This window comes from Mycobacterium sp. NAZ190054 (assembly GCF_001545925.1).
In the GTDB taxonomy this organism is placed as follows: Bacteria; Actinomycetota; Actinomycetes; order Mycobacteriales; family Mycobacteriaceae; genus Mycobacterium.
In genome coordinates this window covers 18507-32289 of record NZ_LMVQ01000268.1, presented here as the reverse complement: position 1 = coordinate 32289, position 13783 = coordinate 18507, and the positions used below count along the sequence as shown (strand labels likewise).

The following is a 13783-nucleotide window of genomic DNA, read 5'->3' as shown; positions in this document are numbered from 1 at the left end:
ACCGGGGCAGGATCTCGGCAACGCTACCGTCTGCGCGGAGCACCACGGTGGCCGGCATCACGTTGGGTACCTGCAGCGCTGCGGCGATGGTCCGGCGACCGTCCTGCACGGTCGGCAGATGCACGCCCAGTTCGGACAGCCGCAGCAACGCCGCGCTCTCGTTCTCGTCCTGGTGCACGGTCAGCACGGTCACCGCCGGGCCGGCGCGGCGCTGATACTCCGCCATCGCCGGCAGCTCGTCGGTGCACGGTCCGCACCAGTAGGCCCACAGGTTCACCACGGCGGGCCGGCCCGCGAGGGCCGCAGCGACATCGACCCGCGACCCGTCGCCGGCGCATTCGAGCACCAGGCCGCGCAGCGCCTCGGGGCCGGGACCCGAGCCGGGCGCCGGGCAGGGTTCCAGTTCGGCGCGCGCACGAAGGCCTGCCAGCGCCGCGGGGGTGTCGGCGTCGCGACGGTCCCGAGCGGACGGGACGTCGCGCTGTGAGCGGGGTTCGGAGTCGTCGACGCCGAGTTCGGCCCACAGCGCGACGCCGAGGGCGACCAGGACGACCAACGCCACGATGCTCCACCGGGCCGACGCACTGACGGACAAGACGGACGCCTACAGTCCGGCCAGCGCCAGCAGGTGCTCGGTCTCGGGCCCTTTGACCAGCGGCGCGGCGATCAGCGGGTCGGTGGGGCCGGTGCCGTAGGAGGGGCAGTCCCTGGCGAGCACGCAGACGCCGCAGGCGGGCTTGCGGGCGTGACACACGCGCCGGCCGTGGAAGATCACCCGGTGGCTGAGCAGGGTCCACTCGCTGCGCTCGATGAGGTCACCGACGATGTGCTCGACCTTGACCGGGTCTTCCTCGGCGGTCCAGCGCCAGCGGCGCACCAACCGGCCGAAATGGGTGTCGACCGTGATGCCGGGGATGTCGAACGCATTGCCCAGGATCACGTTGGCGGTCTTGCGCCCCACTCCCGGCAGTGTGACGAGCTCGTCGAGGGTGGCCGGCACCCGCCCGTCGAAACGCTCTTCCAGCGCCTGCCCGAGCCCGATCAGTGCGTTGGCCTTGTTCCGGTAGAACCCGGTGGGCCGGATCAGCTCTTCGAGCTCGGTGCGGTCGGCGGTCGCATAGTCCAGGGCGGTGCGGTACTTCTTGAACAGCGCCGGGGTGGTGAGGTTGACCCGCTTGTCGGTGCTCTGCGCGGACAGGATGGTCGCGACGGTGAGCTCCAGCGGGTTGGTGAAGTCCAGTTCGCAGTATACGTGCGGAAACGCCTGTGCGAGTGTGCGGTTCATCCGGCGGGCGCGGCGCACCAGCCCGAGCCGGGTTTCGTCTTCCCATTTGCGGCCTGCCTTCCCGGGAGACGCGCTGCGGGCCGGTTTCACGGTCACCAGGCCAGGGTACTGACGGTCACCGACGCGCCCGGCGGTGGATAGGTCTTTAACGTGGACTTTTCGTGATCCTGCTGAGATCTTGGCCGTGTTTACTTCAGCGTTGTGTCGTGGTTGCTCGTTGCGCTGATCCCGGGGTTGCTGATGCTGGCGACCTTCGGTCTGGAGCGCGTCGAGGCGGGTCTGCGCTGCGATGCCGACTCGTCGGCCGACGTCGACGAGTTCCTGCAGCAGGCCAACGCCGGCGCCACCGACAGCCCGGCGCGGGCCGGGACCGACAGGGCGCTGCGCACGGCGCCGCGGCGGATCGAACCGCGGGACACCCCGACCGACGGGTTCCTCGAGCCCGTTTCCGCGCCGGGTTTGCCGACCACGGAGTACTGCCACCGCATCCCGAATAGTGAGTTTCGGGAGACCCGACATGCCGATCGTGTGTAGCGTGGGCTGGTCACACAGGGGCGTACCTCTAGACTGATCTCACGATCTTTCGGGGTCGGCTTGCGCATTTATCATCACCGAACGCACTAAGGGGCAACGTGGACGAGATCCTGGCCAGGGCCGGAATCTTCCAAGGTGTGGAACCGAGCGCCGTTTCCGCGCTTACCAAGCAGTTGCAGCCCGTCGACTTCCCGCGCGGACACACCGTGTTCGCCGAGGGTGAGCCCGGCGACCGCCTGTACATCATCATCTCCGGGAAGGTGAAGATCGGGCGCCGCTCGCCGGACGGCCGCGAGAACCTCCTGACCATCATGGGTCCGTCGGACATGTTCGGTGAGCTGTCGATCTTCGACCCCGGTCCCCGCACCTCCAGCGCCACCACCATCACCGAGGTGCGCGCGGTGTCGATGGACCGCGAGGCGCTGCGGGCGTGGATCGCCGACCGCCCGGAGATCGCCGAGCAGCTGCTGCGCGTGCTGGCCCGCCGCCTGCGCCGCACCAACAACAACCTCGCCGACCTGATCTTCACCGACGTTCCCGGCCGCGTCGCCAAGCAGCTGCTGCAGCTGGCGCAGCGCTTCGGCACGCAGGAGGGCGGCGCGCTGCGCGTCACGCACGACCTGACGCAGGAGGAGATCGCCCAGCTGGTCGGTGCGTCCCGCGAGACCGTCAACAAGGCGCTGGCCGACTTCGCCCACCGCGGCTGGATCCGCCTGGAGGGCAAGAGCGTGCTGATCAGCGACAGCGAGCGCCTGGCCCGCCGCGCCCGCTAACCCCCCCTTCCGCCGAAATGGCATTCCAGCAGCGAAAGTGCGAGTAACGCCCTGCTGGAATGCAATTTCGGCGGGGGTTGTCAGCGGCGCAGGTAATTCAACTGGGCCTGCACCGACCATTCGGCCGCGTCCCACAGCTTCTCGTCGACGTCGGTGTACACATGCTCGACCACCTGCCGCGCGGTGGCGTCCTCCCCCAGTTCGCGCAGCGCGCCGCGCACCTGGTCGAGCCGCTCCTCACGGTGCGTCAGGTACATCCGGCTGACGGCGTCCATGTCGTCGAGTTCGGGTCCGTGCCCGGGGAGCACCGTGCGGTGACCGAGCCCGTGCAATCGGCGCAACGACTCCAGGTAGTCGCCCAGGTCGCCGTCCTCGGAGTCGATGACGGTGGTTCCGCGCCCGAGGATCGTGTCCGCGGTCAGCACCGCATCGTCGTCGACGAGAAAGGACACCGAGTCCGCGGTGTGACCGGGCGTGGCCATCACGGTGATCTTCAGGCCGGCGGCGTCGATGACCTCACCGTCGGTCAGGTGACCACCGAGCCCGCGCAGGAAACCGCTGCCGACCGAGCGCACGACCGCACCCGTGAGGTCCACCAGCCGGTCGATGCCGCCGGTGTGATCGGAGTGCCGGTGGCTGATGAGCACCAGCGGGATCGGGCCCAGGGCCGCGAGCCGCTCGATGTGCTCGTCCTTGTCGTCCGGGCCGGGGTCGACGACGACCATCTCGTCGCTGCCCGGCCCGCGCAGCACCCAGGTGTTGGTGCCGTCGAGGGTCATCAACCCCGGGTTCTCGCAGAGCAGCACCGACGCGGTATCGGTGACCGGTCGCAGCAGGCCGTACGCGGGGTGCTCCACCTAAGAAACCTCGACGATCACTTCCACTTCCACCGGCGCGTTCCGCGGCAACTCCGACACCCCGACCGCCGACCGGGCATGCGCGCCGGCGTCACCGAAGATCTCGCCGAGCAGCTCGGACGCGCCGTTGATCACGCCGGGCTGGCCGCCGAAACCGGGCGCCGAGGCCACGAACCCGACGACCTTGACCACCTTGACCACGGCGTCGATGCCGACCAGCGCGTCGACCGCGGCCAGCGCGTTGAGTGCACACCGGCGGGCGAGGGCGTGCGCGTCCTCGGCGGACACGTCGGCGCCGACCTTGCCGGTCGCGGCCAGCTCACCGTCGGCGATGGGCAACTGTCCGGCGGTGTAGACGAGGTTGCCGGCGCGCACCGCGGGGACGTAGGCCGCCAGCGGCGCGACGACCTCGGGCAGCGCGATTCCCAGCTCGTCCAGCCGCGCCGACCAGGAGCTCATTTGGGTCGCTTCAGGTATGCGACGTGCTGCTCGCCGGTCGGTCCGGGCAGGACCGAGACCAGCTCCCAGCCGTCCTCCCCCCACTGGTCGAGGATCTGTTTGGTGGCGTGCGTCAGCAGCGGGACGGTCGCGTACTCCCAGCGGGTCGGTTCGCTCATGCGGCTGAGCTTATCCGGGATCGAATCCGCAATGGCTAGCATGCTTGGGTGGCTACCACATCTCCCGGGACATCCGGTGGCACCAGGCAGGTCGGCTGGCCCTCGCGCCTGACCGAGGCGCGACTGCACTTCGTCACCGGCAAGGGAGGCACGGGCAAGTCGACGATCGCCGCGTCGCTCGCGCTGGCCCTGGCCGCCGGCGGGCGCAGGGTCCTGCTCGTCGAAGTCGAAGGGCGGCAAGGGATCGCGCAGCTCTTCGACGTTCCGCCGCTGCCCTACGAAGAGGTCAAGATCGCAACCGCCGAGGGGGGCGGACAGGTCAACGCACTGGCGATCGACACCGAGGCCGCGTTCCTGGAATACCTCGACATGTTCTACAACCTCGGGCTGGCCGGGCGCGCGATGCGCCGGATCGGGGCCGTGGAGTTCGCGACGACGATCGCGCCGGGCCTGCGGGACGTGCTGCTGACGGGCAAGATCAAGGAGATCGTCACCCGCAACGAGAAGGATCAGCACCGGGGCAAGGGCACCGTGTACGACGCGGTCGTCGTCGATTCGCCGCCCACCGGGCGCATCGCGCGTTTTCTGGACGTCACCAAGGCGGTGTCGGACCTCGCCAAGGGCGGGCCGGTGCATTCCCAGGCCGAAGGCGTGGTCAAGCTGCTGCATTCCAAGCTGACGGCCATCCACCTCGTCACGCTCCTGGAGGCGCTGCCCATCCAGGAGACACTGGAGGCGATCGACGAGTTGCGCGGGATGGGCCTGCCGATCGGCAGCGTCATCGTCAACCGCAACATCCCCGCCTACCTCGCTCCCGACGACCTGGCCAAGGCCGGTGAAGGGGTGATCGACGCCGATGCGGTTCGGGCCGGGTTGACGGCGGCGGGCATCACGCTGTCCGACGACGACTTCGCCGGGCTGCTCACCGAGACGATCCAGCACGCCACCCGCATCGCGGCCCGCAACGAGAGCGCTGAGCAGCTCATCGAGCTCGACGTGGCCCGGCTCGACCTGCCCGCGCTGCCCGACGGAGTCGATCTCGGCAGCCTCTACGAACTAGCCGAAGAGCTCGCCCACCAGGGCGTGCGGTGAGCGGAGAGACACGATGAGCCACACCCCACCGGCCCTCGACATGGCCGCCATCCTGCGCGACACCTCCAATCGGGTGGTGGTGTGCTGCGGCGCCGGCGGGGTCGGCAAGACCACGACCGCGGCCGCGATGGCGTTGCGCGCCGCCGAATACGGGCGCACCGTCGTCGTGCTGACCATCGACCCGGCCAAGCGGCTGGCCCAGGCGCTGGGCATCCGGGATCTCGGCAACACCCCGCAGCGGGTGCCGCTGGCACCGGAGGTGACCGGCGAGCTGCACGCGATGATGCTCGACATGCGCCGTACGTTCGACGAGATGGTGATCCAGTACTCCGGCCCCGGAACGGCGGACGCGATTCTGGACAACCAGTTCTACCAAACCGTGGCCACCTCGCTCGCCGGGACGCAGGAGTACATGGCCATGGAGAAGCTGGGACAGCTTCTGGCAGAAGACAAATGGGACCTGGTCGTGGTCGACACCCCGCCGTCGCGCAACGCGCTGGACTTCCTCGACGCACCCAAGCGGCTGGGCAGCTTCATGGACAGCAGGCTGTGGCGGATGCTGCTGGCGCCCGGCCGCGGCATCGGCCGGCTCGTCACCGGGGCCGTCGGCCTCGCGATGAAAGGCATGTCGACGATCCTCGGATCCCAGATGCTTTCGGACGCAGCGTCTTTCGTGCAGTCACTGGACGCGACGTTCGGTGGGTTCCGGGAGAAGGCCGACCGCACCTATGAGCTGCTCAAGCGGCGCGGCACTCAGTTCGTGGTGGTGTCGGCGGCCGAGCCCGACGCGCTGCGCGAGGCGTCGTTCTTCGTCGACCGGCTCTCCTCCGAACACATGCCGCTGGCCGGCCTGATCCTCAATCGCACGCATCCGACGCTGTGTGATCTGCACGCCGACAAGGCGGCCGAGGCTGCCGACGATCTGGCGAAGACCGAACCGGACTCGGTGGCGGTGGCGGCGCTGCGTATCCATGCCGACCGGGCGTCGACCGCCAAGCGCGAGGTGCGTCTGCTGTCGCGCTTCACCGGCGCCAACCCGACAGTCGCCATCGTCGGCGTACCGTCGCTGCCGTTCGACGTGTCCGATCTGGAGGCGCTGCGGGCGATCGCAGACCAGATCACTTCCGCGGCGTAGCCGCGCAACTCCGCACAAGGTAGTAGCCGCGCCCCACCGGGGCGCGGCTACCGCGAATTCAGATCTGGTGCGTATTTGCGCCGACCCGCGAATCAGGCAATCGCGGCTCAGCCCTGCGATGTCTTAGCCGGCAGTGCGGTGTTTGCGCTGAGCGGCAAAGAAGTCGGCCCAGGACACGACCTCGGGATGCTGCTTGAGCAGGGCGCGGCGCTGGCGTTCCGTCATGCCGCCCCAGACCCCGAACTCCACCCGGTTGTCCAGCGCGTCGGCACCGCACTCGGCGATGACCGGGCAGTGCCGGCAGATCACCGCGGCTTTGCGCTGGGCGGCGCCGCGGACGAACAGTTCGTCCGGGTCCGTCTGACGACACCGGGCCTGCGAAACCCAAGCGATACGGGCTTCGGCCTCGGCGCCGTGCAGAATGGACTGGCCGGATGGATCCACGGAGGTCTTACGAGCCGCAGGCTTGATTGTTGACACCAGCGATCCCCTTATCGTTCTGGCCGCGCCCCGACAACGCAGACGACCTGTTAACCCATGCGTTGATTGCTAGTGCGATCTACGCCACATTGCGAGTACCGGGTGTGACCTGCATCGCACTGTCAGCTCAACTTAGGTGGTCAGGGACGCTTTGCGCAATACGTCCGTGACCACTTTTTTGGGACAACCGTGCCGTCAGACGGGTACAGTGCGGCACTTCTGCGGACTGTTTCCCCGCGGAAGCGCTTGTCAGCGGCGTTTGACACGGTCTGTCAGGACCGCATCCGGGCTGCTGGAGAATGGCCGGACGCGAGCCGTCGCTAGTCTGTATGCATGCCGGAGCACCCTTCGGGCCAGCCGCCGCGTGCGGTGACGGTCATCAAGCTCGCCTGGTGCGTCCTGCTCGCCAGTGTGGTGGCCACCGCTTTGATGTTTCCCGTCGTCGGCGGGATCGGGCTGATGTCCAATCGCGCCTCCGATGTGGTCGCCAACGGATCGGCCCAATTGGTCGAGGGCGAGGTGCCCCAGGTGTCGACGATGACCGACTCCAAGGGCAACATCATCGCGTGGCTGTATAACCAACGGCGCTTCGAGGTGCCCAGCGATCAGATCGCCGACACGATGAAGCTGGCGATCGTCTCGATCGAGGACAAAAGGTTTGCCGACCACAACGGTGTGGACTGGCAGGGAACACTGACGGGCCTGTCGGGTTACCTGTCGGGCAACCTGGACACCCGCGGCGGTTCGACCATCGAACAGCAGTATGTGAAGAACTACCAGCTTCTGGTGATCGCCCAGACCGACGCCGAGAAGCGGGCCGCGATCGAGACCACCCCGGCCCGCAAGCTGCGCGAGATCCGGATGGCGCTGACGCTGGACAAGACGTTCACGAAGCCGGAGATCCTGACGCGTTACCTGAACCTGGTGTCGTTCGGCAACAACGCGTTCGGGGTGCAGGACGCGGCGCAGACCTACTTCGGCATCAACGCCTCGGAGCTGAACTGGCAGCAGGCCGCGCTGCTCGCGGGCATGGTGCAGTCGACGAGCACGCTGAATCCGTACACCAATCCCGACGGCGCCCTTGCGCGCCGCAACGTGGTGCTGGACACCATGATCGAGAACCTCCCCGAGCACGCCGAAGAGCTGCGCGTCGCCCGGCAGCAGCCGCTGGGCGTGCTGCCTCAGCCCAAGGAGCTGCCGCGCGGCTGCATCGCCGCGGGCGATCGCGCGTTCTTCTGCGACTACGTGCTGGAGTACCTGGCCCGCGCCGGGATCAGCAAGGACCAGGTCGCCAAGGGCGGCTACATGATCAAGACGACGCTGGACCCGGACGTGCAGGCCTCGGTCAAGAACGCGATCAACGAGTACGCGAGCCCCGACCTGCCCGGCGTGGCGAGCGTGATGAGCGTGATCCGTCCGGGTAAAGAGTCCCACCCGGTGCTGGCGATGGCCGGCAACCGCACCTACGGCCTGAACCTCGACGCCGGGGAGACGATGCAGCCGCAGCCGTTCTCGCTGGTCGGCAACGGCGCCGGGTCGGTGTTCAAGATCTTCACCACCGCCGCGGCGATGGAGATGGGCATGGGGATCAACGCCAAGCTCGACGCGCCGAGCCGCTTCGAGGCCAAGGGCCTGGGCAGCGGCGGCGCGCGGGGCTGCCCGCCCGCGACGTGGTGTGTGCAGAACGCCGGCAACTACCGCGGCCAGATGAGCGTCACCGATGCGCTGGCGACCTCCCCGAACACCGCGTTCGCGAAGCTGATCGCCCAGGTCGGGGTGCAGCGTGCCGTCGACATGGCGGTGCGGCTGGGGCTGCGGTCCTACGCGCTGCCCGGCACCGCGCGCGATTACGACCCGGAAAGCAACGAGAGCCTCGCCGACTTCGTGAAACGGCAGAACATCGGGTCGTTCACGCTGGGCCCCATCGAGGTGAACGCCCTGGAGCTGTCCAACGTCGCGGCGACGCTGGCCTCCGGCGGCACCTGGTGCCCGCCCAACCCGATCGCCGAGGTCTACGACCGCTACGGCGAGCCGGTGTCGGTGACCACCGAGACGTGCGAGCAGGTGGTCCCCGAGGGGTTGGCCAACACGCTGGCCGTCGCGATGAGCAAGGACGACACCGGCGCGGGCACCGCCGCCGGTGCGGCAGGCGCGGCGGGCTGGAACCTGCCGATGTCGGGCAAGACCGGTACCACCGAGGCCAACCGCTCGTCGGCGTTCCTGGGCTTCACCAACCAGTACGCCGCCGCCAGCTACATCTACGACGACTCCACGGCCCCGACCGAGCTGTGCTCGTTCCCGCTGCGGCAGTGCGGATCCGGCAACCTGTTCGGCGGCAACGAGCCGGCCCGCACCTGGTTCACCGCGATGAAGCCGATCGCCACTGCGTTCGGTGATGTGACGCTGCCGCCGACGGATCCGCGCTATGTCGACGGGGCGCCCAGTTCCAAGGTGCCCAGTGTGGCCGGCCTGACCCAGGACGCCGCGCGGCAACGACTGCGCGAAGCCGGGTTCCAGGTGGCCGACCAGCCGACGTCGGTCAACAGCTCGTCGTCCTACGGCACCGTGGTGGGCACCACCCCGTCCGGCCAGACCGTTCCGGGGTCGATCATCACGATCCAGATCTCCAACGGCATCGCGCCCGCTCCGCCGCCACCACCGGCCGGTGGACCACCGGGCGCGCCGCCGCCACCGGTGGGTGAGACGGTGATCCAGATCCCGGGCCTGCCGCCGATCACGGTGCCGGTGCTCGGTCCGCCCCCGCCGGGCTGACCTCGGGTACCTGTGGCGCACAGCGAATAGCGATAGGCTGGGCGAATGCCTGTAGTTTCACCGGGATCGATCCTCAAGACCACCGCTGCCGCGTCGGTCGGCACGCTCGTCGCCGGCATCGGGTATGCGTCGCTGATCGAGCGCAACGCCTTCGTCGTCCGCGAAGCGACGATGCCGGTGCTCTCCCCGGGGTCGTCGCCGCTGAAGGTGCTGCACATCAGCGATATCCACATGCGCCCGATGCAGCGGCGCAAACAGGCGTGGCTGCGTGAGCTGGCGGGCTGGGAGCCGGATCTGGTCGTCAACACCGGCGACAACCTGGCCCACCCGAAGGCGGTGCCGGCCGTGGTGCAGGCCCTCGGCGACCTGTTGTCGGTCCCCGGGGTGTTTGTGTTCGGCAGCAACGACTACTTCGCGCCGAGGCTGAAGAACCCGGCCAACTATCTGACCAAGCCCACCCACCGGATCCACGGTGAGCCGCTGCCCTGGCAGGACCTGCGCGCGGCGTTCACCGAGCGGGGCTGGCTGGACATGACCCACACTCGGCGCGAGTTCGAGGTGGCGGGTCTGCACATCGCCGCAGCAGGCGTCGACGACCCCCATCTGACCCGCGACCGTTACGACACCATCGCCGGGCCGGCGAGCCCGACGGCGAACCTGACGCTGGGGCTGACGCACTCCCCCGAGCCCCGCGTGCTGGACCGGTTCGCCGCCGACGGCTACCAGCTGGTGATGGCCGGTCACACCCACGGCGGTCAGCTGTGCCTGCCGTTCTACGGGGCGATCGTGACCAACTGCGATCTCGACCGGTCCCGGGCCAAGGGCCCGTCGCGCTGGGGCGCGCGCACCCAGTTGCACGTGTCGGCGGGCATCGGCACGTCGCCGTTCGCCCCGCTGCGGTTCTGCTGCCGGCCCGAGGCCACGCTGCTCACGCTCGTCGCGGCGCCGACCGGCGGTTCCGAGGCGGGATCGAGGGCCGGGCAGTCGAGCCCGTCCGTATCGGCGCGGTGACCCCGCCCGGCCCGTGTCGCCGTCAGTCGCGGGCATGGGTGGACAACGCCGTCCGGCTCATCGAGGCCGACGCGCACCGCAGCGCTGACACGCATCTGTTGCGCTACCCGCTGCCGCCGCGCTGGTCGGCGGGCGTCTCGTTGTATCTGAAGGACGAGACCACCCACATCACCGGCAGTCTCAAGCACCGGCTGGCGCGGTCGCTGTTCCTGTATGCGCTGTGCAACGGGTGGATCGGCGAGGGCACCACGGTCATCGAGGCGTCGTCGGGTTCGACGGCGGTGTCGGAGGCCTACTTCGCGGCGATGCTGGGGCTGCCGTTCATCGCGGTGATGCCGGCGTCGACGAGCGCGTCCAAGATCGCCCTGATCGAATCCCAGGGCGGCCGGTGTCATTTGGTCGACGAGGCGGCGCAGGTCTACGACGAGGCGCACCGGCTGGCCGAGGAGACCGGCGGGCATTACCTCGACCAGTTCACCAACGCCGAGCGCGCCACCGACTGGCGGGGCAACAACAACATCGCCGAGTCGATCTTCGAGCAGATGGGCCAGGAAACCCATCCGGTGCCGGACTGGATCGTCGTCGGTGCAGGCACGGGCGGCACCAGCGCGACGATCGGCCGCTACATCCGCTACCGACGCCATCCCACCCGGCTCTGCGTGGTGGACCCGGAGAACTCCGCGTTCTATCCGTCGTATGTGACCGGGGCCGACGTGGTGACCGGGGCGTCGTCACGGATCGAGGGGATCGGACGTCCGCGGGTCGAGCCGTCGTTCCTGCCGGGAGTGGTGGACCGGATGATCTCGGTGCCCGACAGCGCGTCGGTGGCGGCCGCGCATCACGTCAGCCAGGTCCTCGGGCGACGCGTCGGACCGTCCACGGGGACGAACATCTGGGGTGCGTTCGGCCTGCTCGCCGAGATGGTCGCACAGGGTTGCCGCGGGTCGGTGGTGACCCTGCTCGCCGACAGCGGCGACCGCTACGCCGACACCTACTTCTGCGACGAGTGGTTGGCCAGCCACGGCATCGGACCGGCCGATTCGGCCGGGGTGCTGGCCGAGTTCGAGCGGTCGGGCCGCTGGCCCTGATCGTCGGGGCGCCGGGTGAGCGGGCCATCGGAGGTCAGGAACAGCCACAGCGCGGCCAGCAAGAAGAAGCCCAGGTAGATCGATGCGCCTAACCCGGTCATGTTCCGCCTCGTTTCGTCGGTCCGTGTCTGTCAGTGTGCATAACGCCACCGACACGTCAGATCCATCCCGAGGTGTGTCGCGTCACCAATGGGCGTTTGGCGTCCACGGCGCCCGGTGCGATACGCTGTCGTGGCTTCACTCGGGGTGTGGCGCAGCTTGGTAGCGTGCTTCGTTCGGGACGAAGAGGTCGTGGGTTCGAATCCCGCCACCCCGACTCGTGTGTTCGCAGGTGAGAGGCCCTGACCGGATTCCTGGTCGGGGCCTTCTTGCTGTCCGGGCGTGCGGAGCCGCGGAAATCCGGACGTCACGGTGTGCGCCCGCGCGACGCCGGCCTGGCCGTCGCGAACCTCGTCCGCCCGCCGGGCTTGTACAGCGACAGCAGCATCGCCGCGACCAGACCCAGACCCGCGCAGACGAATCCCCACAGCACGACGCCGGCGCCGCCCCATGGCTGGGCCGCCGTACCGCCCGTCGCGGCCAGTGCGGCGGTCTGATCGACGACACCCTCCAGTTCGTCGTGCAGGAACCCGAACGCCATGACGAGAATGCCCACGGCGACGACCGCTTTCGCGATCACCCAGTAGTGACGGATCAGTCCCCATTTCGTGGCGAAGCTCAGGGCCAGCCCGGTGAGCACCGTCGCGAAGTTCGCCCAGGGCAGCAGGGTGACGTCGAAGGTCGCCATCATCTCGTAGATGGCATGGGCGGCGGACACGTCGTCGGTGGCCATCGCGACCACCGCCATCGCGACTAACGTGACCCCGATTCCGACCCAGGCGGCGGCGGCGACGGCGTGCGCGGCGACCAGCGCCTTGCGGGGCCGGGGCCGCAGCTGACCGGCCACCAACGCCAAACCCGGCACCACCAACCAGGTGCCGAACATCGCGATCAGGTCACCGACCACGAAGCCCTGGAACAGCGCCGCCAACAGCACGAACCATCCCGCGGCCAAGAGAACCGCACGATGGGTGACCGGACGCAGCACCAGCAGCAGCGCCAGACCTGCGCTCGACGCGGCCAGCATCCACCCGATCGGCGCGCGAAGCTGCGGGTGGTACGGCGGCACGACGGGTTCGAGCTGCGTCGCCAACAGCACGATCGCCGCGAAGGAAACGAACATCGCCGCAGCGTGGCGCGCCGACCGGTTCGGCGACTGGAGATCCCCGCGAGGTGACAGCGCGGTGGTCACTGTGCCGTCCCGAGGCCGTTGCCCGCGTTGATTTCTCGAAGACGCGGATAGCCCGCCGCGGCGATGAGCACCGCGAGGATGACCAGCAGCAGAATCCAGCGCGGGTCGTCGAGTTTCAGGTCGAGGTAGGCCGACTGGCGCTCCATCAGCGACATGGGCGTGTCGGTGTGGTCGGAATCGGCGAAACCCAGACGCGCGGGGCGGTAGGCGACATAGGTCCACACCCGCATGGCGAAGTACAGCACCGCCGCCGTCACGATGCAGACCCGGCGCCGGCCCGCGCGCCATCCCAGGTAGACCAGCAGCGGCACGATCACCAGCTCGAGTGAGCCGTTGGCGACGATGTAGAACGGGATCGTCGGGACGAACGTCGCCTCCAGGGTCTCGCCGGTGAGCGACGAACTGCTCAACGCGCCGTTGAGCATCAACAACGCCATCACACCACCGCAGGCGGCGAACGCGACTGCGACGATGCCGAGGGCCACCAGTGAGTCCTCGACCGCGGCAGCGAGTTTCGGCTTCGTTCGCAGGTAGGCCGCCACCAACCCGAGTGCCAGCCCCCAGCCCGCACCCACGGCCAGCGCGGCGGGCATCGGCATCGACCGGGAAAGATTGAATCCGCCGGTGATGATCACCGTGATCGGCACCGCCACGAAAAACGGTGCGACACCGAGTTTTCCCGATATTCCGGATCCTGGGTCGTGCGTCATCACGGGCCTCACTCCACGGTCGACGACCATGCCCTCGACCCTATGGACCCGCCCGCCGGCGCGACACAACGTTTTCCCGAGACCCTGGTGGGGGTTAACCCCCACGCCCGTTCGGGAAAATCGGTTGCACCGACCCGG

15 protein-coding genes and 1 tRNA gene are annotated in these 13783 nt (G+C 68.8%); 8 read left to right on the top strand and 8 right to left on the bottom strand.

The window, feature by feature from the left end:
• The coding region (locus ASJ79_RS18410) for a TlpA disulfide reductase family protein (protein ID WP_156448516.1) at positions 1–562 on the bottom strand (562 nt) is incomplete at its 3' end.
• Between the two features lie 42 nt (positions 563–604).
• A complete protein-coding gene (gene nth, locus ASJ79_RS18405; RefSeq protein ID WP_197420266.1) occupies positions 605–1285 on the bottom strand; it encodes an endonuclease III in 681 nt (226 codons plus the stop codon).
• Between the two features lie 201 nt (positions 1286–1486).
• Between nth and ASJ79_RS18400 the strand changes: the two genes are divergently transcribed.
• Together ASJ79_RS18400 and crp are read left to right on the top strand one after the other, a co-directional pair.
• Positions 1487–1819 (top strand): hypothetical protein, encoded by a 333-nt coding sequence (locus tag ASJ79_RS18400; protein ID WP_067958098.1) that lies wholly within the window; start codon positions 1487–1489, stop codon positions 1817–1819.
• Between the two features lie 98 nt (positions 1820–1917).
• Complete coding sequence (gene crp / locus ASJ79_RS18395; protein WP_003931718.1) at positions 1918–2592, top strand: cAMP-activated global transcriptional regulator CRP; 675 nt, start codon at positions 1918–1920, stop codon at positions 2590–2592.
• A gap of 80 nt (positions 2593–2672) precedes the next feature.
• Here the strand turns inward: crp and ASJ79_RS18390 are convergent, their stop codons facing one another.
• Genes ASJ79_RS18390 through ASJ79_RS32415 form a run of 3 tightly spaced genes read right to left on the bottom strand, consistent with a single transcriptional unit; the run spans position 2673 to position 4066 of the window.
• Positions 2673–3449 (bottom strand): MBL fold metallo-hydrolase, encoded by a 777-nt coding sequence (locus tag ASJ79_RS18390; protein ID WP_067958094.1) that lies wholly within the window; start codon positions 3447–3449, stop codon positions 2673–2675.
• Positions 3450–3908, bottom strand: coding sequence for a RidA family protein (locus ASJ79_RS18385; protein ID WP_067958093.1), 459 nt, complete (start codon positions 3906–3908; stop codon positions 3450–3452).
• Positions 3905–4066 (bottom strand): DUF4177 domain-containing protein, encoded by a 162-nt coding sequence (locus ASJ79_RS32415; RefSeq protein WP_014817956.1) that lies wholly within the window; start codon positions 4064–4066, stop codon positions 3905–3907. Before ASJ79_RS32415 ends, ASJ79_RS18385 begins: the two co-directional genes overlap by 4 nt.
• A gap of 48 nt (positions 4067–4114) precedes the next feature.
• On the opposite strand from ASJ79_RS32415, the gene ASJ79_RS18380 reads away from it, so the two are divergent.
• Both ASJ79_RS18380 and ASJ79_RS18375 read left to right on the top strand, forming a co-directional pair.
• Complete coding sequence (locus tag ASJ79_RS18380; protein WP_067958092.1) at positions 4115–5158, top strand: ArsA family ATPase; 1044 nt, start codon at positions 4115–4117, stop codon at positions 5156–5158.
• Positions 5159–5171: 13 nt separating this feature from the next.
• Positions 5172–6293 carry an ArsA family ATPase gene (locus ASJ79_RS18375; protein WP_067958090.1) on the top strand — a complete coding sequence of 374 codons (1122 nt, stop codon included), beginning with the start codon at positions 5172–5174 and terminating at the stop codon, positions 6291–6293.
• A 123-nt stretch (positions 6294–6416) separates the two neighbouring features.
• Here the strand turns inward: ASJ79_RS18375 and ASJ79_RS18370 are convergent, their stop codons facing one another.
• Positions 6417–6773: a WhiB family transcriptional regulator gene (locus ASJ79_RS18370; RefSeq protein WP_067958083.1), complete on the bottom strand. Its 357-nt coding sequence runs from the start codon at positions 6771–6773 to the stop codon at positions 6417–6419.
• Between the two features lie 333 nt (positions 6774–7106).
• On the opposite strand from ASJ79_RS18370, the gene ponA2 reads away from it, so the two are divergent.
• The 4 genes from ponA2 to ASJ79_RS18350 all read left to right on the top strand — a co-directional run bounded on the left by ponA2 (position 7107) and on the right by ASJ79_RS18350 (position 11960).
• Positions 7107–9545, top strand: coding sequence for a transglycosylase/D,D-transpeptidase PonA2 (gene ponA2 / locus ASJ79_RS18365; protein WP_067958080.1), 2439 nt, complete (start codon positions 7107–7109; stop codon positions 9543–9545).
• Positions 9546–9590: 45 nt separating this feature from the next.
• Positions 9591–10556: a metallophosphoesterase gene (locus ASJ79_RS18360; RefSeq protein WP_067958077.1), complete on the top strand. Its 966-nt coding sequence runs from the start codon at positions 9591–9593 to the stop codon at positions 10554–10556.
• On the top strand, positions 10553–11644 hold the full coding sequence (locus ASJ79_RS18355; RefSeq protein WP_067958074.1) for a PLP-dependent cysteine synthase family protein: 1092 nt from the start codon (positions 10553–10555) through the stop codon (positions 11642–11644). The genes ASJ79_RS18360 and ASJ79_RS18355 overlap by 4 nt, the downstream gene beginning before the upstream one ends.
• 242 nt (positions 11645–11886) lie before the next feature.
• Positions 11887–11960: transfer RNA gene (locus tag ASJ79_RS18350), tRNA-Pro, on the top strand.
• Positions 11961–12050: 90 nt separating this feature from the next.
• Here the strand turns inward: ASJ79_RS18350 and ASJ79_RS18345 are convergent.
• Positions 12051–12866: a hypothetical protein gene (locus ASJ79_RS18345; RefSeq protein WP_156448514.1), complete on the bottom strand. Its 816-nt coding sequence runs from the start codon at positions 12864–12866 to the stop codon at positions 12051–12053.
• Between the two features lie 65 nt (positions 12867–12931).
• Positions 12932–13645, bottom strand: a complete 714-nt coding sequence (locus ASJ79_RS18340) for a hypothetical protein (RefSeq protein WP_067958064.1) — start codon at positions 13643–13645, stop codon at positions 12932–12934.
• Between the last annotated feature and the right edge of the window lie 138 nt (positions 13646–13783).